Annotated in this window: 18 protein-coding genes; 15 read left to right on the top strand and 3 right to left on the bottom strand. The window is 62.6% G+C overall.

The genetic code is table 11. The features are described from left to right. Positions 1 to 144 precede the first annotated feature (144 nt). From ATY78_RS06945 to ATY78_RS06965, 5 genes are all read left to right on the top strand, one after another. On the top strand, positions 145 to 576 hold the full coding sequence (locus ATY78_RS06945) for an OsmC family protein (RefSeq protein ID WP_088681612.1): 432 nt from the start codon (positions 145 to 147) through the stop codon (positions 574 to 576). 199 nt (positions 577 to 775) lie between these two features. Further along, positions 776 to 1,384: a TetR family transcriptional regulator gene (locus ATY78_RS06950; RefSeq protein WP_064694220.1), complete on the top strand. Its 609-nt coding sequence runs from the start codon at positions 776 to 778 to the stop codon at positions 1,382 to 1,384. Positions 1,385 to 1,431: 47 nt separating this feature from the next. Next, positions 1,432 to 2,571 carry an efflux RND transporter periplasmic adaptor subunit gene (locus ATY78_RS06955; protein ID WP_088681613.1) on the top strand — a complete coding sequence of 380 codons (1,140 nt, stop codon included), beginning with the start codon at positions 1,432 to 1,434 and terminating at the stop codon, positions 2,569 to 2,571. Positions 2,572 to 2,596: 25 nt separating this feature from the next. Further along, positions 2,597 to 5,740 (top strand): efflux RND transporter permease subunit, encoded by a 3,144-nt coding sequence (locus tag ATY78_RS06960; RefSeq protein WP_088681614.1) that lies wholly within the window; start codon positions 2,597 to 2,599, stop codon positions 5,738 to 5,740. A 168-nt stretch (positions 5,741 to 5,908) separates the two neighbouring features. Continuing rightward, positions 5,909 to 7,819: a family 20 glycosylhydrolase gene (locus tag ATY78_RS06965; RefSeq protein ID WP_088681615.1), complete on the top strand. Its 1,911-nt coding sequence runs from the start codon at positions 5,909 to 5,911 to the stop codon at positions 7,817 to 7,819. Here the strand turns inward: ATY78_RS06965 and ATY78_RS06970 are convergent. After that, complete coding sequence (locus tag ATY78_RS06970) at positions 7,816 to 8,733, bottom strand: ROK family protein (protein WP_088681616.1); 918 nt, start codon at positions 8,731 to 8,733, stop codon at positions 7,816 to 7,818. The two genes, ATY78_RS06965 and ATY78_RS06970, sit on opposite strands and share 4 nt — an antisense overlap. Before the next feature lie 282 nt (positions 8,734 to 9,015). Between ATY78_RS06970 and ATY78_RS06975 the strand changes: the two genes are divergently transcribed. The 9 genes from ATY78_RS06975 (at position 9,016) to ATY78_RS07015 (ending at position 18,903) form a co-directional block, all read left to right on the top strand. Next, positions 9,016 to 9,594 (top strand): exopolysaccharide biosynthesis protein, encoded by a 579-nt coding sequence (locus ATY78_RS06975; protein ID WP_190237411.1) that lies wholly within the window; start codon positions 9,016 to 9,018, stop codon positions 9,592 to 9,594. Between the two features lie 114 nt (positions 9,595 to 9,708). Continuing rightward, positions 9,709 to 10,662: a sugar-binding transcriptional regulator gene (locus tag ATY78_RS06980; RefSeq protein WP_088681618.1), complete on the top strand. Its 954-nt coding sequence runs from the start codon at positions 9,709 to 9,711 to the stop codon at positions 10,660 to 10,662. 145 nt (positions 10,663 to 10,807) lie between these two features. Then, positions 10,808 to 12,118: a sugar ABC transporter substrate-binding protein gene (locus ATY78_RS06985; protein ID WP_088681619.1), complete on the top strand. Its 1,311-nt coding sequence runs from the start codon at positions 10,808 to 10,810 to the stop codon at positions 12,116 to 12,118. 136 nt (positions 12,119 to 12,254) lie between these two features. Beyond that, complete coding sequence (locus tag ATY78_RS06990; RefSeq protein WP_088681620.1) at positions 12,255 to 13,127, top strand: sugar ABC transporter permease; 873 nt, start codon at positions 12,255 to 12,257, stop codon at positions 13,125 to 13,127. A 3-nt stretch (positions 13,128 to 13,130) separates the two neighbouring features. After that, positions 13,131 to 13,961, top strand: coding sequence for a carbohydrate ABC transporter permease (locus ATY78_RS06995; protein WP_088681621.1), 831 nt, complete (start codon positions 13,131 to 13,133; stop codon positions 13,959 to 13,961). Between the two features lie 16 nt (positions 13,962 to 13,977). Beyond that, positions 13,978 to 14,976, top strand: coding sequence for an ABC transporter ATP-binding protein (locus ATY78_RS07000; protein ID WP_088681622.1), 999 nt, complete (start codon positions 13,978 to 13,980; stop codon positions 14,974 to 14,976). 82 nt (positions 14,977 to 15,058) lie between these two features. Then, positions 15,059 to 16,540 carry a mannitol dehydrogenase family protein gene (locus ATY78_RS07005; protein ID WP_088681623.1) on the top strand — a complete coding sequence of 494 codons (1,482 nt, stop codon included), beginning with the start codon at positions 15,059 to 15,061 and terminating at the stop codon, positions 16,538 to 16,540. Positions 16,541 to 16,630: 90 nt separating this feature from the next. After that, a complete protein-coding gene (locus tag ATY78_RS07010; protein ID WP_088681624.1) occupies positions 16,631 to 17,320 on the top strand; it encodes an HAD family hydrolase in 690 nt (229 codons plus the stop codon). After that, the gene (locus tag ATY78_RS07015; protein ID WP_088681625.1) at positions 17,320 to 18,903 is read left to right on the top strand and encodes an FGGY-family carbohydrate kinase; all 1,584 of its coding nucleotides are present in this window, start codon (positions 17,320 to 17,322) and stop codon (positions 18,901 to 18,903) included. The genes ATY78_RS07010 and ATY78_RS07015 overlap by 1 nt, the downstream gene beginning before the upstream one ends. A gap of 2 nt (positions 18,904 to 18,905) precedes the next feature. On the opposite strand, the gene ATY78_RS07020 is transcribed toward ATY78_RS07015, so the two are convergent. Next, positions 18,906 to 19,760, bottom strand: a complete 855-nt coding sequence (locus tag ATY78_RS07020; protein ID WP_088681626.1) for a MurR/RpiR family transcriptional regulator — start codon at positions 19,758 to 19,760, stop codon at positions 18,906 to 18,908. Between the two features lie 237 nt (positions 19,761 to 19,997). Between ATY78_RS07020 and ATY78_RS07025 the strand changes: the two genes are divergently transcribed. Beyond that, positions 19,998 to 20,702 carry a sulfate transporter family protein gene (locus ATY78_RS07025; protein WP_088681627.1) on the top strand — a complete coding sequence of 235 codons (705 nt, stop codon included), beginning with the start codon at positions 19,998 to 20,000 and terminating at the stop codon, positions 20,700 to 20,702. Positions 20,703 to 20,705: 3 nt separating this feature from the next. Here the strand turns inward: ATY78_RS07025 and ATY78_RS07030 are convergent, their stop codons facing one another. Then, positions 20,706 to 21,131, bottom strand: a complete 426-nt coding sequence (locus ATY78_RS07030; protein WP_088681628.1) for a VOC family protein — start codon at positions 21,129 to 21,131, stop codon at positions 20,706 to 20,708. Positions 21,132 to 21,177 lie beyond the last annotated feature (46 nt).

The following is a 21,177-nucleotide window of genomic DNA, read 5'->3' on the forward strand; positions in this document are numbered from 1 at the left end:
CTGTCGGGAAGGCCAACCTGATCTTCCGCAGGCGTGGAGCGGCGGCGCCGCTGCCGGAAATAGTTGGAGCATGATGTTGTCCGAAAACCGTTCACAGTTTTCGGCATCATGCTCTGAAAGCTCAATCGAAAACAGGAGGATGGCATGCAGATCAATCGCACGGCTTCGGCTCATTGGAGCGGCGGCCTCAAGGACGGCAAGGGCCTGATCTCGACGCAGAGCGGCGCCCTGAAAGATTATCCCTACGGCTTTGCCAGCCGCTTCGAAGGTATTCCCGGCACCAATCCGGAAGAGCTGATCGGTGCCGCCCATGCCGGCTGCTTCACCATGGCGCTGTCGCTGATCCTCGGCGAAGCCGGCTTCACCGCCGAACACATGGAAACCTCCGCCAAGGTGACGCTCGAAAGCGTCGAGGGCGGTTTTGCCATCACCGCCATCCATCTCTCGCTCTCCGGCCGCATTCCCGGCGCCGACGAGGCAACCTTCACCGAACTGGCCAACAAGGCGAAGGCCGGCTGCCCGATTTCCAAGGCGCTTGCCGCCGTTCCGATCACGCTCGACGTCAAGCTCGCCTGATTTTCTCCTGTTGCCGATGAGGTGCCGCGCGTTTAACGTCGCGGCACTTTTCATTGTGTCGGCGTTCATCGTCACATCGCTCCGAAATGACCATGCTCAAGCCACGGGTATCTGCAGGCGGCATTGACAAATGACGCCTGATATTTTACGACTGACGAAATTCAAAATTCGTCAGTCGTAACTCGAGGCATCGAAACTCATGAACGACATCGCGGAAAATACGCTCGACGTCACGCGGCAGGAGAATGTCACACGCATTCTCGACGCGGCCGAGCGGCTGTTCCGTCACTACGGTTACAGCAAGACGACGGTGGCCGACATCGCCCGCGATCTCGGCATGTCGCCGGCCAATATCTATCGCTTCTTCGCCTCCAAGGTGGAAATCCACCAGGCCCTCTGCGGGCGCATGCTCGCGACCGCTTATCAGATCGCCTATGACATCCGCCATCAGCCGATCAGCGCCAGTGAGCGGTTGCGCCGCTACGTCGAGACCCAGCATCAGCTGACGCTGGATCTGATGCTCGACGAGATGAAGGTGCATGAGATGATCATCGTCGCGATCGAGCGCGATTGGCACGTCATCGAGAAACATATCGACCGCGTCCATGATCTCATCGCCGAAATCATCGCCGAAGGCATCGCCGCCGGCGAGTTCGCCGAGCAGGACCCGGTGGTCGCCTCGCGCTGCTTCGGTGCGGCGACGATCAATCTCTGCCATCCGCAGATGGTGGCGCAATGTCTTGCCAAAACCAACCGCGCAAGCGTCGACGAACTGATCGACTACGTGATCAGGGCGCTGAAGAAATAATGGACGGCAGCCGCCGGAACCCCCGAAACGATCCAGGAGTGCGGACGATGTTTTCGCTCAAGACCCTCAGCAACCGCATGCCGTCCGTCGCCGGCCTCGTGCTCGTCGGCGCCATCGGCATCGGCCTTTCCGCCTGCTCGGAGGAAAAGGCCGAGGTGAAGGAGGTCATCCGGCCGGTCAAGGTCGTCGAGATCGCCAAGGCCGGCGATACCCGCAAGCTCGATTATTCCGGTTCGGTCAAGGCGCGCACGGAGATGAACCTCGGCTTTCGGGTCGCCGGCAAGATCACCGAACGTCTCGTCGATATCGGCGACCGGGTGAGCCCGGGTGATGTTCTCGCCCGCGTCGACGCCACGGATTACCAGCTGGCGGTCAAGACGGCGGACGCCAATCTCGCCGCTGCCGAAAGGGGCGTCGAAACCGCCGATCTCGCCAACAAGCGCGCCGAGCAGCTCTTCGACAAGAGCGTCGCCCCGAAATCGCAGCTCGAACAGGCCGCGCTCAGCCACGACCAGGCGATCTCGCAGCGCGATGCCGCGCTTTCGGCGCTCGACCAGGCGAAGAACCAGGTGAGCTATACCGAGCTCAAGGCCGGCCAGACCGGCATCGTGACAGCGATCAATGCCGATATCGGCCAAGTCGTCGGCTCCGGCACCCCTGTCGTCACCGTCGCCGTCGATGGCGAGAAGGAAGTGCAGATCGCGGTTCCGGAAAACGACATCGCCGAATTCAAGCCGGGCAAGACGATGAAGGCCAGTTTCTGGGCCGATGACAAGCTGGTGCTCGACGGCAAGGTGCGGGAGGTTTCCGGCAGCGCCGACCAGCAGTCGCGCACCTTTGCGGTTCGGGTGAGCCTGCCGAACGATCCGCGCATATTGCTCGGCATGACGGCGACGATCGAGGCCGCCGTCAGCAACGGCAACAGCTACGTCTCGATCCCGCTCAGCGCGCTTGCCGAGAAGGACGGCAAGAAGATGGTTTGGACCGTCGACCGCGACACGGCGACGGTGCACGGCCGCGACATCAAGGTCGCCGATTTCACCGGCGACGGCGTGCATGTGACCGAGGGTCTCGACAGCGGCGATCTCGTCGTTGCCGCCGGCACGCAGTTCATGCGCGAGAACCTGAAGGTGAAGGTGCCGGAGCAGCAGTCGGCCTCGGCCGATACGGACCAGACCGTCCGCTGATCGCGTCACGAGAGGGAATAGAACCATGGACGCCAACACCGAAAAGCGGCCCTTCAATCTGTCGCGCTGGGCAATCGGACATCCGAGCATCGCCCGCTTCCTCTTCGGCCTGATCATCATCACCGGCGTGCTCGGCCTGATGCGCATGGGCCAGCGCGAGGATCCCGAATTCACCTTCCGCGTCATGGTCGTCCAGGCCATCTGGCCGGGTGCTTCCATTCAGGAAATGGAAGACCAGGTCGTCAACAAGATCGAGCGCAAGCTGCAGGAAACGCCGCATATCGACTGGGTCAAGTCCTATACGCGGGCGGGCAGCGCCATCATCACCCTGCAGGTCAAGGGCGATACGAATTCGCAGGAGGTGGCGGATGCCTTCTACCAGGTGCGCAAGAAGGTCGGCGATATCGCGAGCGAGTTGCCGCAGGGTCTGCTCGGCCCCTATTTCAACGACGAGTTCGGCGATACCTTCATCACGCTGCATTCGATCAGCGGTGACGGCTATTCCTATCCGGAGCTGAAGAAATTCGCGATCCAGGCGCGCGACATGCTCTTGACGACGCCTGGTGTCGAGAAGGCCGTCATCATCGGCGACCAGCCTGAGAAGATCTATATCGACGTCTCGTCCAAGGCGCTCGCCGAGCGCGGCCTGACGATCCTCGACCTGCAGAACGCCATCAAAGGCCAGAACAATGTCGATCCGGCAGGTTCCGTCGATACCGGCCTGCGGTCGGTGCGCATTTCGGTCGAAGGCGACGTGAAGAAGGCGGCCGATATCCGCGAACTCCGCCTTCGCGCCGGCGGCCAGGTGACGCGCCTCGGCGATATCGCCACCGTCAGTTCCGGGCTCGAAGATCCCTACCAGCGCAAGTACCGGTTCAACGGCCATGAAAGCGTTCAGGTCGGCGTCGTCATGGCCAAGGGTTTCAACGTGACCGATGTCGGCAAGGACGTGGAGGCGACCTATCACCGCTTCGAGGAAGCACTGCCTTACGGTGTGGCGGTCGACCAGATCGCCAACCAGCCTGACGTCGTGACGGATGCAATCAGTGAATTCATGCATGCGCTCGGCGAAGCCCTCGTCATCGTGCTCGTCGTTTCGTTCCTGTCGATCGGCTGGCGCTCGGGTCTCGTCATCGCCATCGCCATTCCGCTGGTGCTCGCCGCCACTTTCGCGCTGATGTACGAACTCGGCATCGACCTGCAGCGCATCTCGCTCGGCGCGCTGATCATCGCGCTCGGCCTGCTGGTCGACGATGCGATGATCGTCGTCGAGATGATGGAGCGGAAGCTGGAGGAGGGGCTGGTCAAGATCGAGGCGGCAAGCTTTGCCTATTCCTCGACCGCCTTCCCGATGCTGACCGGCACGCTGATCACCACGGCCGGCTTCATTCCCGTCGGATTCGCTGCGTCGACGGCGGGTGAATATGTGCGCTCGCTGTTCTATGTCGTCGGCATCGCGCTCGTGACCTCGTGGTTCGTCGCGGTCTATTTTACGCCATGGCTCGGCTACATGATCCTCAAGCAGCGCCATCACGCCGGCGAGCATCACGATGCCTTCGACACCGGCTTCTATCGCCGGCTGCGCGGCACGGTCGGCTGGGCGGTTCGCCACCGGGTCATCGTGCTGCTGTTGACGCTCGGGACATTCGTCACCAGCCTCTGGGCCTTCCAGTTCATTCCGCAGAATTTCTTCCCGCAATCCTCTCGGCCTGAGATCCTCGTCGATCTCTGGTTGCCCGAGGGCACCAGCATTCGGGAAGTCGAAGTGCAGGCAAAGGCGCTCGAAGCGAAGATGATGGATGATCCGGACAAGCGGTTCATCGCCACCTATATCGGCGAAGGCGCGCCGCGCTTCTTCCTGCCGCTCGACCAGCAGCTGCGCAATCCGAACTTCGCCCAGCTTCTCGTCATGGCGAAGGACGAGCCGGCGCGCGAACGGCTGATCGTCAAGATGCGCACGATCCTTGCGGAGGACTTCCCCGACATTCGCGGCAAAGTCGACCGCCTCTTCCTCGGCCCGCCCACCGGCTGGCCGGTGCAGATGCGCGTCATGGGGCCTGACCGCCAGGAAGTGCGAGCGATCGCCGATCAGGTGAAGGCGCGCTTCGAAGCCAACCCGATGCTCGGCGCCATCCATGACGACTGGCTGGAACAGGTGCCGGCGATGAAGCTGGTGATCGACCAGGACCGCGCCCGGGCGCTCGGCGTCACCTCCCAGCGCGTGCGTCAGATGCTGCAGACCGCCATGTCCGGCGCGCCGCTCGACGATTTCCGCGACGGCGAGGAGACGGTCTCGATCGTCGCCCGCGAGCCGGATGCCAGCCGCTCGCTGCTGTCGGCGGTCAATTCGGTCTACGTGCCGACGGATTTCGGCGGCTTCGTGCCGGTCTCGCAGGTCGCCAAGGTCGTGCCTGTGATGGAGCAGGGCATCGAATGGCGGCGCGACCGGTTGCCGACGATCACGGTGCGCGCGACGCTGCCGGACGGCGTGCAGCCGAACGACGTCGTCATGAAGATGTATGCCGACATGAAGGACCTGCGCGACAGCCTGCCGGCCGGCTATAATGTCGAGATCCAGGGCGGCGCCGAGGATGCGGCGGAAAGCCAGATGTCGATTGCCGCCAAGGCGCCGATCATGCTCGCCGTCATCGTCGTGCTCTTGATGGTGCAGTTGCAGCATTTCGGCAAGGCGATGCTGGTGCTTGCCACCGGGCCGCTCGGCATCATCGGGGCTGCCGCCGCCTTGCTGATCAGCGGTGCGCCCTTCGGCTTCGTCGCGATCCTCGGCGTCATCGCGCTGCTCGGCATCATCATGCGCAACTCGATCATCCTGGTCGATCAAATCGATCAGGACATCAAGGCCGGCATGCACCGGCAGGAGGCGATCGTCGGCGCTGCCGTGCGTCGTTTCCGGCCGATCATGCTGACGGCGCTGACGGCCGTGCTCGCGCTGATCCCGATCTCGCGCGGCGTCTTCTGGGGTCCGCTCGCCTTTGCGATGATGGGCGGCATCCTCGTCGCCACAGTGCTCACCATTCTGGTTCTGCCCGCCGGTTACGCCCTTTTCTTCGGCCGCGAGCCGAAGGCGAAGGACGAGCCAGGCCGGGATGCCGACGCCATCCAGGAAGAGGCGGATGACAGACATCCGCCGGCGTTGGCAGCAGAGTGAGGACGGCGCGGCGAAAGTCGCGCCGTTTTCCTTACGGGCCACTGGTCGCTGGCCGCTAAGTCCGTGTTCGCGCCGATTCCCTTGCCGCCCCGAAAAAGTTAAGCTCGGGAAACCATGCCGGGAGAGCCGCCGAGACCCCGGCCGCTCACGGACGGGGAGGGTGCGACAATGGCCGATTATCGTCTGGAAACAAGCTGGCGCCCGGTCGAAGGCAGCTTCGGGTGCTTGAGCTTCACGCTCTTCAACCTTTCGGCCGAGCCTCTTTCCGGCTTCTCGCTCGCCTATACGTCGGAGACGCGGGTTGCCGCCAATCACGTCTGCGACGGCGGCAGCCTCAAGCGGCAGGTGGCGCATTTCCATGAATTCCTGCCGCCCGATGGGCTGAGCGTGCCGCCGGGTGGGCACTGGCGGTTTACCGTCGAGGGGCTGACCCGGGAGCCGAGACATGCGACATCAGGCGTCAAATCGGCCTATCTTACACTTGGCAACGGACGCCATGTTCCCGTCGCCTTCGGCGATCTCGTTCTCGAAGGCCGGGATGGCGGCGTGGCGCCGCCGCTTCTGCCGCCCGGCCGGGTTCAGGAGCCCTATTCGCTGCTGCCCTGGCCGCTGGTGCTCGGGCTGAAGGCGGGAGAGCTGCCGGTCGTCCTCTATCCGGCGGGGAAGACGCGGCCCGATGCGATCAAGGCGCTTTCCCTGGTTATCGAGCTTTACCAGCGGCTCTATCCGGCCGACAATGCGCCGTTTTCGCTCTCTGCCGTCGAAGGCGGGCGGGCTGTCCGTTTCGTCACCGAATCGTCGATCGCCGAATTCTCCTATGAATTGCGGTTTACCGCGCATGAGATCGTGCTTTCCTCTGCCGATGCGACGGGGCGACACTACGGGCTGATCAGCCTGGCGCAGCTCATGCACGGCGCGCGCGCCGATCGGGAGAACTTCAAATTCCCCAATTTCGGCACCATCGCCGACCAGCCGCGTTACGACTGGCGCGGCTGCCATCTCGATGTGGCCAGGCAGTTTTATCCCGTTGCGGACGTCATGCGGCTGATCGATATCCTTGCCTGGAACAAGCTCAACATCTTTCATTGGCACCTGACCGATGACGAGGCCTGGCGGCTGGAGATCAAGGCCTATCCGGAGCTTACGGAGATCGGCGCGCGGCGCGGGCCGGATGAAGTGCTCGTGCCGCAGCTCGGTGACGGGGCGGAGCCGCGCTCCGGCCACTACACGCAGGAGGATGTCGGGCGGATCGTCGCGCATGCCGCCGCGCTGCATGTCGAGGTGGTGCCGGAAATCGACGTTCCCGGCCACAGCACCGCGACGCTGTTCTCGCTGCCCGCGCTCGTCGACGGGCAGGAGGCGCCGGACAGCTACCGCGCGGTGCAGGGTTATCCCAACAATGCCCTCAACCCGGCGGTCGAATTCACCTATGAATTTCTCGGCAGGGTCTTCGACGAGATGGTGGCGCTGTTTCCCGGCGACTATATCCATATCGGCGGCGACGAGGTGGCGAACGGCGCCTGGCTTTCCTCGCCGCTTTGCAAGGCATTGATGGAACGGGAGAAACTTGCCGGTACGGCCGAGCTGCAATCCTATTTCCTGAAACGCATCAAGGCGATGCTGTCGGAGCGCGGCAGGAAGCTCGCCGGCTGGAACGAGGTCTCGCACGGCGGCGGCGTCGATCGCGACGGCACGTTGCTGATGGCCTGGGAAAAGCCTGCGGTCGGGATCGAGCTGGCGCAGCAAGGCTACGATGTGGTGATGACGCCGGGGCAAGCCTATTATCTCGACATGGCGCAGGCCGAAGCCTGGGACGAGCCCGGTGCGAGCTGGGCGGGCCATGCGCCGCCGGAACATACCTATGCTTACGAGGCCGAGGGCGAATTGCCGGAAGCGTTGCGGGAGAAGATACGCGGCGTTCAGGCCTGTATCTGGACAGAAAACTTCCTCTCTCGCGCTTATTTCAACCGGCTGGTCTTCCCGCGCCTTCCTGCCGTCGCCGAAGCCGCATGGACACCCTTGGAACGCAAGGACTGGGATCGGTTTGCAGCGATCGTGCGGATGTGGCCGGAGCTTTAGGAGGCAGCGGCATCGGCTTTCAGCCCCAGAAGTGCGGCGCCGATCAGGCCGGGTTCGATGCGGCATTGGCTCGGCACCACCAGCGGGCGGTCGAATTTGCGCAGGATGCGGGCGCGCACCGCATGGTCGAGTTCGGCAAGCAGGGGCTCGACATTGGAAAGCCCGCCGCCGACCGGGACGATGGTGGCGCCTGTGATGTTGATGGTCAGCGCCAGCGGCGAGGCGACGAGATCGACATAGACGTCGATGGTGCGCGTCGCTTTTTCCTCGCCGCGCCCCCAGGCATCGATGATCTCTTCGCTCGAAAGGTCGAGATCGTGCAGCGTCTTGTGCAGGCGCTCCAGCCCGCGGGCGCCGCCGACGGTGTCGACGCAGCCCTTCTGCCCGCAGCCGCAAGCATAGGCGGGAATGGCGACGGGCGGATTGCCGGCCGCCGATGCGATGATCGGGCCGTGACCCCATTCGCCGGCAAAGCCGCCGGCCTCGTTGACGAGACGCCCATCGGCAACCAGCCCGCCGCCGACACCGGTGCCGAGGATGGCGCCGAAGACGATGCGGTGGCCGCAGCCTGCGCCGAGACCGGCTTCGGCCATGGCGAAACAGTCGGCATCGTTGGCGATCAGGACAGGCAGAGCAAGTTCGGTTTCGAGGTCGGCTGCGAGCGTGCGGCCGTGGATGCAGGGAATGTTGGCGCAGGTCAGGCGCTGCGTATCGGGATCGACGACGCCGGCGATCGACAGGGCGATGCGGCTCGGCTGTTCGCCGGTCTCGGCGATGATGCTGCGCAGGGTCTCGACGAAAGCGGCAAAATCATCCCTCGGCGTCGGGCGGCGGCCGAGGGGGACGATGTCTGTCTCGGAGCGGGCGATGCCGCCCTTGATGGCGGAACCGCCGATGTCGAATGAAATGATCATTGCGCCCTGCCGTTTCTCTGCTCTTGCAGCGTCTGCTCGCACTGTTGATGGGGAATTACAAGCCTTCATTCGCAGTGCCCTACGAGATGAAGGAGGTGGACGGGAGCGACGCCCCGCCACAATTTCTAACCCGATAAGTCATTCAATTGGCATATTGCATCGCCAGAATTCAGCCCTACACTTCCATCGCTCACCGGTATCATGATCATCGAAAACGCCGATTCCCGCAGACCCCGCAGACCGCGTCCGCCACGTCCCAAAGGCCGCCGCCTCTCAGCCGTCCTGCGGCAGCTGGCAGGCGACCGAAGCCGGGAGTGGATTTCGATCGGCGACCTTTTCCAGACGATGGGCGACCGCGCGATCAGTGCTCTGATGCTGATCTTCGCGCTGCCGAACGCCTTTCCTACCCCACCCGGCACCTCGGCCGTGCTCGGCGCGCCGCTGGTTTTCCTGGCGGTGCAACTGACTTTCGGGCTCAAACCCTGGCTGCCGAAGGCGATCGCGAACCGCTCCATGCGGCGGGAGGACTTCGAGACCATCGTCGTGCGCATCCATCGCTGGCTCGCCTGGGCCGAACGCATGCTGAAGCCGAGGCTTGCGATCTTCGCCGAGCCGCCGGCGGAGTATCTCGCCGGTCTCGCATGCCTGCTGCTTTCGATCGTGCTGGTGCTGCCGGTTCCGCTCGGCAACATCCTGCCGGCGATCACGATCTCGGTCTTCGCTTTCGCCATCATGGGACGTGACGGGCTCTTCGCGCTCATCGGTTTCCTCATGACGACCGTGTCGCTCGTCGTCGCGGGCGGCGTGATTTACGGTTTGGCGAAGACCGCGATTTATCTCGTCATGCAGTGGTTTGCCTGAGCGATGGCGTCAACGGGCTCGACATTTTCAGGAATTTTGTTTTGATCTGGCGATACAGACTCAAAATCATGTTCGACGGCGACAAGCCGGCTCACTTTGCGCGGTAGGCATTCAATGGCAAAAAGATCCGAGACCCCTGGACGGCTCGACGATGCGGCACGTGCCGGCTGGCTTTATTACGTCGCCGGGCGCACGCAGGATGAAATCGCGGCTTCGATGGGGATCTCGCGCCAATCGGCGCAGCGGCTGGTATCGCTGGCGGTCGCCGAGCGTCTGATCAAAGTGCGGCTCGACCATCCGATCGCCGCCTGCCTCGAGCTTGCCAATCAGCTGCGGCGGAAGTTCGGGCTGAAACATGTGGAGGTCGTGCCGAGCGATCCCGGTTCCTCATCCACGACAGTCGGCATCGCCGAGGCGGCTGCGGCCGAGATCGAGCGCTGGCTGAAGCGGCCGGAGCCGATCGTGCTTGCGGTCGGCACGGGCCGCACGCTGAAGGCGGCCGTCGACCAACTGCCGGCAATCGAATGTCCCGGCCACCGCATCGTTTCGCTCACCGGCAACATCGCGCCTGATGGATCGGCCGCCTATTACAACGTCATCTTCAGCATGGCGGATGCGGTGAAGGCGCGGCACTACCCGATGCCGCTGCCGGTGCTCGTCACCTCGGCGGAGGAGCGGGAACTGCTGCACGGCCAGCAGCTCGTGCGCTCGACGCTCGACATGAGCGCCCAGGCGGACGTCACCTTCGTCGGCATCGGCGAGCTCGGCATCGACGGCCCGCTCTGCGTCGATGGTTTCCTCGAGAAGGACGAGATGATGGAGCTGATGCGCGGAGGAGCTGCCGGCGAGATCTGCGGCTGGATCTTCGACGCCGACGGAAGGCTGATCGACAACCCGATCAACGAGCGCGTGGCGTCCGCGCCGATCCCCTCACGCGAGTCCTCGACGGTCATCGGGCTGGCCAAGGGCAAGCGGAAATACAAGGCGATCAGGGCGGCCGTCGTCGGTCATCAGATCAATGGGTTGATCACCGACGAAGACACGGCTGAGTTTTTGCTCAAGAGCTGAGCAAAAAATTCACATTCCAGATCAATGAGATAGGCATGGCCTTCGGCATCGCAGCATCGAATGCCGATTGACATTTTTCGCGGCTTGGTGAGTAATTGCCCATGAGCAAAGCGAATGCTCACATCTCATCTTCTGGGAGGAAGATATGACATTGAGAACTTTTCTGCTGGGCGCCTGCTCGGCACTGGCGTTTGCCGGCATGGCTTCGGCCGAGACGCTGACAATCGCGACCGTCAACAACGGCGACATGATCCGGATGCAGAAGCTGACGGATGATTTCAAGGCGAAGAATCCCGGCATCGACCTCGAATGGGTCACTCTCGAAGAAAACGTGCTGCGCCAGAAGGTCACGACCGACATCGCGACCAAAGGCGGCCAGTACGACGTCCTGACGATCGGCACCTATGAAGTTCCGATCTGGTCGAAGCAGGGCTGGCTGCTGCCGCTCGACAATCTCGGCGCCAATTATGACGTCGATGACCTGCTGCCGGCAATCCGCAGCGGCCTGACCACGGACGGCAAGCTCTATGCGGCGCCGTTCTACGGCGAAAGCTCCATGGTCATGTACCGCAAGGATCTGTTCGATGCCGCCGGGCTGAAAATGCCCGACGCTCCGACCTGGGACTTCATCGCCGACGCTGCGAAGAAGATTACCAACAAGGATAAGGAAATCTACGGCATCTGCCTGCGCGGCAAGGCCGGCTGGGGCGAGAACATGGCCTTCCTGACGGCTATGTCGAACTCTTTCGGCGCGCGCTGGTTCGATGAACAGTGGAAGCCGCAGTTCGATCAGCCCGAGTGGAAGGACACGCTGAACTTCTACGTCAACCTGATGAAGGAAGCCGGCCCTCCGGGTGCTTCCTCCAACGGCTTCAACGAGAACCTGGCGCTCTTCCAGACCGGCAAGTGCGGCATGTGGATCGATGCGACCGTTGCTGCCTCCTTCGTCAGCAACCCGAAGGAATCCACCGTCGCCGACAAGGTCGGCTTCGCGCTCGCACCGGACAAGGGCCTCGGCAAGCGCGGCAACTGGCTCTGGGCCTGGAACCTCGCCATTCCGGCAGGCTCGCAGAAGGTCGAAGCCGCCGAGAAATTCGTCGCCTGGGCAACGAGCAAGGATTACACCAACCTCGTCGCCGAGAAGGAAGGCTGGCTGAACGCACCTCCCGGCACCCGCACCTCGCTCTATGCGAATGCTGAGTACCAGAAGGCTGCTCCCTTCGCCAAGATGACGCTCGACTCGATCAACTCGGCCGATCCGACCAAGCCGACCGTCAAGCCGGTCCCCTATGTCGGCGTCCAGTTCGTGGCGATCCCGGAATTCCAGGGCATCGGCACGGCGGTGGGCCAGCAGTTCTCGGCAGCCCTTGCCGGCCAGATCTCGGTCGACCAAGCGTTGCAAAGTGCACAGCAGCTGGCAACGCGTGAAATGACCAAAGCCGGCTACATCAAATAAAACCTCCTGAGCAAGAGGCGGATCCTTGACAATCCGCCCCTCTGGGCCGCCGATTGCCCGAACCGCATCGGCGGCCTCTTTTCAGACACAGCTGCCTTGCGGCCGCTCCCCGCTTCAGTCCAGATCGGTGATTGCCATGGCAACGTTACACACTCGTTCCGCCGCGCGCCTGATGATCGCGCCCTCCGTGCTTTTCCTGTTTGCATGGATGATCGTCCCGCTCGCGATGACGATCTATTTCTCGCTCTTGAATTACAATCTGCTCAATCCGGGCATGGAAAGCTTCGTCGGCTTTCTGAATTACGAATATTTCCTTTCCGATCCGGCCTTCTTCGCGGCGCTGGTCAATACGCTGCTGCTCGTCGCGGGGGTGTTGCTGATCACGGTCATCGGCGGCATCGCCTTTGCGCTGCTGCTCGATCAGCCGATGTACGGGCAGGGGATCGTGCGCATTCTCGTCATCGCGCCGTTCTTCGTCATGCCGACTGTGGCGGCACTCGTCTGGAAGAACATGTTCATGAACCCGGTCAACGGCCTCTTCGCCCATCTTGCCAAGGCGTTCGGCCTGCAGCCGATCGACTGGCTGGCGAATGCGCCGCTGTTTTCCGTCATCCTCATCGTCGCCTGGCAATGGCTGCCCTTTGCCACCCTCATCCTGCTGACCGCATTGCAGTCGCTCGACGAGGAGCAGAAGGAGGCGGCCGAAATGGACGGCGCCGGGGCGATCTCGAAATTCATCTACATCATCCTGCCGCACATGGCCCGCGCCATCACCGTGGTGATCCTGATCCAGACGATCTTCCTGCTTTCGGTCTTCGCCGAAATCCTCGTCACCACCAATGGCGGGCCGGGCACTGACAGCACCAACCTCACCTATCTCGTCTATGCCCAGGCCCTGCTGCAATTCGATATCGGCGGCGCTTCGGCCGGCGGCATCGTCGCGGTCGTGCTTGCCAATATCGTCGCGATCTTCCTCGTCCGCCTCGTCGGCAAGAATCTGGAGGCTTGAGAGATGGCCAGAAAAGTCACAACTCAGCGCAAGGTCATCGTGACCGCGATCGCCTGGACGCTCGGCATCCTGATCTTCTTCCCGATCCTCTGGACCTTCCTGACGAGCTTCAAGTCGGAAGCCGATGCCATCGCTTCGCCGCCACAGTTCCTGTTCTTCCACTGGACGACGGAGAATTATGCGGAGGTGCAGAGCCGGTCGAACTATCTCAGCCACTTCATGAACTCGGTGGTCATTTCCTTCGGCTCGACGCTGATCGGCCTGATCATCGCCATTCCGGCCGCCTGGGCGATGGCGTTCGCACCCACCAAGCGGACCAAGGACGTGCTGATGTGGATGCTCTCGACCAAGATGATGCCGCCCGTCGGCGCGTTGATCCCGATCTATCTGATGTTCCGCAATTCGGGCCTGCTCGATACGCGCACCGGTCTGGTGATTGTGCTGACGCTGATCAACCTGCCGATCATCGTCTGGATGCTCTACACCTACTTTAAGGAAATCCCCGGTGAGATCCTCGAAGCGGCGCGCATGGACGGCGCATCGCTGATGAAGGAGATCGTCTACGTGCTGACGCCGATGGCGGTGCCGGGCATTGCCTCGACGCTGCTCCTGAACATCATCCTTGCCTGGAACGAGGCGTTCTGGACGCTCAACCTCACCGCCTCGAAGGCGGCGCCGCTGACGGCCTTCATCGCTTCTTATTCCAGCCCGGAAGGCCTGTTCTATGCCAAGCTCTCGGCGGCCTCGACCATGGCGATCGCGCCGATCCTGATCCTCGGCTGGTTCAGCCAGAAACAACTCGTCCGCGGCCTGACCTTCGGCGCGGTGAAATAAGAAAAGGGAGAGAAACATGGGCAGCATTACCCTTCAGAAGGTTTCCAAGGTCTTCGGCGAAGCCAAGGTCATCCCTTCGATCGATCTCGACATCAATGACGGCGAATTCGTCGTCTTCGTCGGCCCTTCGGGCTGCGGCAAGTCCACGCTGCTCAGGCTGATCGCCGGCCTCGAGGATGTCTCCGGCGGCAAGATCGTCATCGACGGCAGGGACGCCACCGAGAAAGCGCCCTCGGAACGCGGCCTTGCCATGGTGTTCCAGTCCTACGCTCTCTATCCGCATATGAGCGTGCGCAACAACATCGCCTTCCCGCTGAAGATGGCAGGCGTCGACAAGGCGGAAATCGACCGGAAGGTGACGGATGCCGCCCGCGTGCTGAACCTGACCGATTATCTCGAGCGCAAGCCGCGCCAGCTTTCCGGCGGCCAGCGCCAGCGCGTCGCGATCGGCCGCGCCATCGTGCGCCAGCCTTCGGCCTTCCTGTTCGACGAACCGCTGTCGAACCTCGATGCCGCTCTGCGCGTCAACATGCGCCTCGAAATCAGCGAGCTGCATCAGCAGCTGAAGACGACGATGGTCTACGTCACCCACGACCAGGTCGAGGCCATGACCATGGCCGACAAGATCGTCGTGCTGAACAGGGGCAATATCGAGCAGGTCGGGTCGCCGCTCGAACTCTACAGCCGCCCGCGCAACCTTTTCGTCGCCGGCTTCATCGGCTCGCCGAAGATGAATTTCATCAAGGGCCAGAATGCGGCCGAGCTCGGCGCGCATACGCTCGGCATCCGTCCCGAACACGTGCTGCTGTCGATGGAGAGCGGCGACTGGAAGGGCAGGGTCGTCGTCGCCGAGCATCTCGGCTCCGACACCTTCCTCCACATCGATGTCGAGGGGATCGGCATGGTGACGGCGCGCGGCAGCGGCGATTTCGCCGCCAAGGCGGGCGACATGGTCTATCTGACACCGGACCGTTCGCGCATTCATAAATTCAACGAGGGCGGCCTTGCCATCTGAGCAGGCGGCCGGCTGGGGGCAGGCATGCGAGCCGGGCGATGGCGCCCGGCCGTCTCGGCAAGACCTTCAAGAGGACTGAAACATGACGTGCAAACTATCGCTGGCAACGCTTTCCGACGCGGCGCGCACCGCCGCCATCCCTGGATATGACAGGGCGTCGCTGAAAGCCGGCATCGTGCACTTCGGCGTCGGCAATTTTCACCGCGCCCATCAGGCGATCTATCTCGACGATCTCTTCAACCAAGGCGCCGATCACGACTGGGCGATCGTCGGCGCCGGCGTGCTGCCGTCGGACGCCGCCATGCGCGAAAAGCTCGCGGCCCAGGATTTCCTGACGACGGTGGTCGAACAGGACAACAACAAGACGGCGGCGCGCGTCACCGCGCCGATGATCGACATCCTGCCGGTCGGCGATCCCGCCGCGATCATCGCCAGGCTTGCCGATCCGGAAATCCGCATCGTCTCGCTGACGATCACCGAGGGCGGTTATTTCATCGATGCTTTGGGCACGTTCAATCCGGCCCATCCGGCGATCGCCGCCGATGGGCAAAATCCCGGCGCGCCGAAGACGGTTTTCGGGCTTGTTGTCGCCGGCCTGAAGGCGCGCAAGGACAAGGACATCGGCCCTTTCACCGTCATGTCCTGCGACAACATTCCCCATAATGGCGTCGTCACCGCCAATGCCGTGATCGGCACGGCCGCGCTTTCCGATCCTGCGCTGGCCGACTGGATCCGGGCCAACGTCGCCTTCCCGAATGCGATGGTCGACCGCATCACGCCGGCGACCGGCCAGCGGGAGATCGATTTCCTGAGGGACAATTTCGAGATTGAAGACAACTGGCCAGTCTATTGCGAAGAATTCAAGCAATGGGTGCTCGAAGACAAGTTCACGGCCGGCCGGCCGGCACTGGAAAAGGTCGGCGTGACCTTCGTTCCCGATGTCACGCCGTACGAGCATATGAAGATCCGTATCCTGAACGGCGGACACGCGGCGATCGCCTATCCGGCGGCGCTGATGGACATTCACTTCGTTCATGATTCCATGGAAGATCCGCTGATCCGGGCCTTTCTCGCCAAGCTCGAAAAAGACGAGATCATCCCGATCGTGCCGCCGGTGCCGAACACGTCGTTGACCGATTATTTTGCCCTGATAGAGCATCGCCTGCTCAATCCGAAGATCGCCGACACCATTCCGCGGCTGGCGCAGGACGGCTCGAACCGCCAGCCGAAATTCATCCTGCCGTCGACTCTCGACAATCTCCGCCAGGGCAGGGACATCGTCGGCCTGGCGCTGGTTTCGGCGCTCTGGTGCCGCTACTTCGCCGGCAAGACCGACAGCGGCAAGGATATCGTTTTCAACGATGCCAGCGCCGATCGCCTGCATGCGGCGGCGCTGAAAGCCAAGGACGATCCATCAGCCTTCCTCGTCTTCGACGACATTTTCGGCGAGGTGGCAAAATCGGAACTTTTCCGCAAGCGTTTTGCCCATGCTCTCAAAACCCTGTGGGAAAAGGGCACGCGGGAGACGCTGCAGCTCTATCTCGACGGCAAGCTCGCAGTGTAGGAATCGGGATGGCGGCAGCAATTGCCGCCGTCCATCCGGCTTTGCGGGCGAAGCTGGGCGCGTCCGAATCGAACTCAGGTTGGGTCTTTCATGGCTGATGCTGAACCAGGGCTGGTCATCTTCGATTGCGACGGCGTGCTCGTCGACAGCGAGCCGATCTCGATCAGCGTTCTCGTCGGGGCGATGAGCGATTTCGGCGTCTCGATCACCGAGGACCAGGCCTATGAACGTTTTCTCGGCCGCAGCCTCTCGACGGTCATCGATACGCTGGAAACCGAATTCAACGTTCATGCCGGAGAAGAATTCCTCGAGCGTATCCGCACCGATCTCTACGCCCGCTTCCGCACCGAATTGAAGCCGATCGAAGGAATTGCCGCGACGATCGACGGGCTCGGCATTCCCTGCTGCGTCGCTTCTTCAAGCCAGATGGAGCGTATCCGGCTGTCGCTGTCCGTCACCGGGCTTCTCGACAGGCTGCCCGACATTTTCAGCGCGACGATGGTCAAGCGCGGTAAACCGGCGCCCGATCTCTTTCTGCATGCGGCCCGGCAAATGCATGTGGAGCCTGCAGCCTGCGTCGTCGTCGAGGACAGTCCGGCCGGTATTGCGGCCGCCAAGGCGGCGGGCATGACGGTCTTCGCCTTCACGGGCGGATCGCACGCCAACTTCGCCGGATACCGCGCCGAATTGGACCGGCTTTCGCCTGATGTGGTGTTTGACGCCATGCCGGATTTGAGACACCTTGTCCGCAAACACAAGCTGGACGGGACGAAGCCTTGATGCGTGATCATGTGGTTGCGGTGGATATCGGCACGGGCAGCGCGCGCGCCGGCGTCTTTAATGCAAGCGGCAGGCTGCTTGCCAAGGCCGAGCATCCGATCGTCATGAACCGGCCGCGTGAGAATCATGCCGAACATGATTCCGAGGACATCTGGTCCGCCGCCTGCACGGCGGTGCGCAGGGCGATGGAGCAATCGGGCATTGCCGCCGCTTCCGTTGGAGCGATCGGGTTCGACGCCACATGTTCGCTCGTCGTGCGCGATGTCGAGGGTCGGCAGATCAGCGTTTCCACGGGCGGCGAGAAGCGTTTCGACACGATCGTCTGGCTCGATCACCGGGCGCTGAAGGAAGCCGATTTCTGCACGGCGACGGAGCACAGGGTACTCGAACATTCCGGCCACGTGATGTCGCCTGAGATGGAGATGCCGAAGCTGATGTGGCTGAAGAAGAAGCTGCCCGCCACATGGGAAAAGGCCGGCTATTTCTTCGATCTCGCCGATTTCATGACGTGGAAATCGACCGGGTCGCTTGCCCGTTCGCGCTGCACGCTGACGGCGAAGTGGAACTATCTCGCCCATCTCGAAACGGGCTGGCAGCAGGATTTCCTGGAGCGGATCGGCCTCGAGGACCTTCAGGCGCGCGGTCATCTGCCTGACGAAACCGCGCCCGTCGGAGACAGCGTCGGCCGGCTGACGCCTGACGCGGCCGAGGCGCTCGGGCTGACCACCGATTGCCATGTCTCAGCCGGCATGATCGACGCCTATGCCGGTGCGCTCGGCGCGCTCGGCGGTTATGCCGCCGATCCCGTGAAACGCGAGCATCAGTTGGCGCTGATCGCCGGCACGTCGAGCTGCATCGTCGCCTTCTCGCAGGAGCGTAAGCCGAGCCATGGGATGTGGGGTCCCTATTACGAGGCGGTCTTCCCGCAATGCTGGCTGGTGGAGGCCGGGCAATCGGCGACCGGTGCGCTCCTCGACCATATCGTGCGCATGCATGCGGCCGGCGGCGAGCCGACCTCGGCGCTGCACCAGAAGATCGTGGCGCGGATTGCCGAATTGCGGGCCGAGGAGGGTGACGCCTTCGGGGAGCGCATTTTCGTGCTGCCGGATTTTCACGGCAATCGCTCGCCGCTCGCCGATCCGCATGCGGTCGGTGTCGTCAGCGGGCTGACGCTCGATGCCTCCTTCGACGGGCTTTGCGCGCTCTATTGGCGCACGGCGGTGGCGATCGCACTTGGTATCCGCCACATCCTGGAGAAGATGAAGGAATACGGCTACGTGCCCGACACGCTGCATATCGCCGGCGGGCATGTGAAAAACCCGGTGCTGATGGAGCTCTATAGCGACGCCACCGGCTGCAAGGTGGTGGTGCCGAAGATGAACGAGGCGGTGCTGCTCGGTACGGCGATCGCGGCGTCGGTCGCCTGCGGCCTGCACGAGGATCTGGCGGCGGCGGGCGAGGCGATGTATCCGGGCGGCGAGGAGCGGCTTCCCGACAGGACCAAGCAAGCGCTCTACGACCGCGACTATCGCCGTCTGCTTGCCATGCACCGGCACCGCGCCGAACTGGAAGCGATGCAATAGGTTTAGTGGTTTGCCGTCTCGCCGAGGACGGTCGCGAATTCCAGCATGCGGCGGCGGCGGAGCGCTGCCTCCTCCCCGACTTCGAGAATGACGGCTTCCGACAGGCAATCGAGCAGCGCGATCAGCGGCGGAAGATTGTCGAGATCGGGAGCGCGGGCGGCCGGCAGCGGCAGCATGACGTTCGACTGGTCGGCCATCCAGTCCGCCTGCTGCGGCGAAATGAGCACGACCTTGTAGCCGTAGCGCCGTGCCGTGCGGGCAAGCAGCCGCGCCTTGGCGAAGCGGCGACAGTCGATGATGACGAGCAGCGCATCGTCGACCGCCGGCCGGGCGAAGAGGTCGGCGAAACGGTTGTCGGCGCCGTCGAGCGCGCGCACGCCGTCGCGGGCCTGAGTCAGCCGCTGGCAAAAATGGTTGGCGAGGCTCGCAAGGCGCGCATGCGTGGCGATCGACACTTCGCGGGCCGTGCTGATCAGACTGACGGCTTCCGACCAGTTCGGCTGTGCGGTCAGGTGATAGATGTGATGAAGCGCCTGGATCTGCTCGGCAACCAGCACGGCAAGCGGTTTGCCTTCCGCCGCGTCCTGATGCAGTTCCGTCATCGCGCTCTGCAATTGCGCCGGCGATGTCGTCACCGTCTCGCGAATCTCCACCTTGACGCTGTCCAATCCCTGATAGCCGAGGGCCCGCAGGAAGCGCCCGACGGTCATCGGCGACAAATCCAGCCTGTCGGCGACGGATGCGGCCGTCTCGAATGGCAGGTCGTTCAGGTGTTCGGAGAAATATTTCGCGATACGACGTTCGGCGGGTGTCCCCGTTTTAACGTATTGTCTCAGTTTGTGCACAAAGTCTTCCACATCAGCCTCCCCCCGTATTTCCTCAGAGGCGTTCCGTGGATGCGCTGTTGCGACCCCTTGTCTTTGCAACTATTTCGGAAGCTGCTTCTCAGGTCCATGCATATTCTGCCATCACACAATATTATATTAGCATTTATTTTGCGACAAGTTTTCTAGTAAAGCATGCAATTTTATTCTCTCTTGCCGGTGGCATTCGCTATTCCTACATCTTACGCGCAACCGGAGACGCCTTAAGACATGATCCTTGACGCTGCACGACTTTCCCTGGTCAATCTGTTCGCCGCCGAGACACGTTCGGTCTTCTGGAAAGTGCTCGGGCTGACGATTCTGGTGCTGACCGGCCTTTGGTTCGCATTGCGCGGAGCCTTCATGGCCTTCGTCTTTCCCTGGCTGACCAGCTTCTTTCCGGATCTGCCGGATTGGGCGGGATGGTTTGCCCTGGTCTTCGCGATCCTTGCCGGCATCGGTCTTGCGCTCCTGCTGGCGCTGCTGCTTTCGCCGGTGACGGCGCTCATTGCCGGCCTGTTCCTCGACGATGTCGCCGATGTCATCGAAAAACGCGACTATCCCACGGATGCGCCGGGCACCGCCATGCCGATCGTGCCGGCGATGGCAAGCTCGCTCAAGTTCCTCGGCGTGGTGATCGTCGGCAATATCGTCGCCTTGCTGCTGCTGTTCATTCCCGGCGTCAATCTGGTCGCGTTCTTTCTGGTGAACGGCTATCTGCTCGGACGGGAATTCTTCGAATTCGCCGCCATGCGTTTCCGTCCGCCGCAGGAGGCGCGGCTCTTCCGCGCCAAACATGCGCCCACCGTCTTTCTCGGCGGGCTGGTGATCGCGCTCTTCCTGATGATCCCCTTCGTCAATCTCCTGACGCCGCTCTTTGCCGCCGGCATGATGGTGCATCTGCACAAGCTGATATCCGCTCGCGAAGCTCGGTGAGACTCAATCGGGCAGGGCGGAGGCGTCGTACATCGCCGCGAATTCCGCGCTCGGCGGGATCGGTTTGATGATGTCGATCAGCACGCCGTTCGGATCGGCGGTGATGAAATGCCTCTGGCCGAAATCCTCGTCGCGGATCTCCCTCAAGATCGGCAGGCCGGCATCCCTGCAGGCCTCATAGATGCGATCGACATCCTCGACCTCGAAATTGAGCAGCAAACCGCGAACTTCGCCGCGTGCGACGGCCGGAATGGTCTCGTGGCTGCCGTCGAGAATGGCGAGAGCGACATGCTCCGCCTCGGCGGATTGCAGGTGAACGTACCAGTCGTTTTCGAAGAGCGCCTTGAAGCCGAAGTGGGCGCAGTAGAAGGCGGCGGTGCCCGGAACGTCGCCGGTCATGATGACGGGATAGTAGCTGGTCGATTTCATTTTTCGCTCCTTCGCGATTTACATACAGTCTGTATGTTTTTATCTC

Source organism: Rhizobium sp. R635, from assembly GCF_002211285.1.
Taxonomy (GTDB): Bacteria; Pseudomonadota; Alphaproteobacteria; order Rhizobiales; family Rhizobiaceae; genus Rhizobium.

Excerpts from the sequence above, each read along its gene's own strand:
- ATY78_RS07000 (WP_088681622.1), top strand. The coding sequence starts at position 13,978 with ATGGGCAGCATTACCCTTCAGAAGGTTTCCAAGGTCTTCGGCGAAGCC.
- ATY78_RS07005 (WP_088681623.1), top strand. The coding sequence starts at position 15,059 with ATGACGTGCAAACTATCGCTGGCAACGCTTTCCGACGCGGCGCGCACC.
- ATY78_RS06965 (WP_088681615.1), top strand. The coding sequence starts at position 5,909 with ATGGCCGATTATCGTCTGGAAACAAGCTGGCGCCCGGTCGAAGGCAGC.
- ATY78_RS06970 (WP_088681616.1), bottom strand. The coding sequence starts at position 8,733 with ATGATCATTTCATTCGACATCGGCGGTTCCGCCATCAAGGGCGGCATC.
- ATY78_RS07030 (WP_088681628.1), bottom strand. The coding sequence starts at position 21,131 with ATGAAATCGACCAGCTACTATCCCGTCATCATGACCGGCGACGTTCCG.
- ATY78_RS06985 (WP_088681619.1), top strand. The coding sequence starts at position 10,808 with ATGACATTGAGAACTTTTCTGCTGGGCGCCTGCTCGGCACTGGCGTTT.
- ATY78_RS07010 (WP_088681624.1), top strand. The coding sequence starts at position 16,631 with ATGGCTGATGCTGAACCAGGGCTGGTCATCTTCGATTGCGACGGCGTG.
- ATY78_RS06945 (WP_088681612.1), top strand. The coding sequence starts at position 145 with ATGCAGATCAATCGCACGGCTTCGGCTCATTGGAGCGGCGGCCTCAAG.
- ATY78_RS06980 (WP_088681618.1), top strand. The coding sequence starts at position 9,709 with ATGGCAAAAAGATCCGAGACCCCTGGACGGCTCGACGATGCGGCACGT.
- ATY78_RS06960 (WP_088681614.1), top strand. The coding sequence starts at position 2,597 with ATGGACGCCAACACCGAAAAGCGGCCCTTCAATCTGTCGCGCTGGGCA.
- ATY78_RS06950 (WP_064694220.1), top strand. The coding sequence starts at position 776 with ATGAACGACATCGCGGAAAATACGCTCGACGTCACGCGGCAGGAGAAT.
- ATY78_RS06995 (WP_088681621.1), top strand. The coding sequence starts at position 13,131 with ATGGCCAGAAAAGTCACAACTCAGCGCAAGGTCATCGTGACCGCGATC.
- ATY78_RS06990 (WP_088681620.1), top strand. The coding sequence starts at position 12,255 with ATGGCAACGTTACACACTCGTTCCGCCGCGCGCCTGATGATCGCGCCC.
- ATY78_RS07025 (WP_088681627.1), top strand. The coding sequence starts at position 19,998 with ATGATCCTTGACGCTGCACGACTTTCCCTGGTCAATCTGTTCGCCGCC.
- ATY78_RS07015 (WP_088681625.1), top strand. The coding sequence starts at position 17,320 with ATGCGTGATCATGTGGTTGCGGTGGATATCGGCACGGGCAGCGCGCGC.
- ATY78_RS06955 (WP_088681613.1), top strand. The coding sequence starts at position 1,432 with ATGTTTTCGCTCAAGACCCTCAGCAACCGCATGCCGTCCGTCGCCGGC.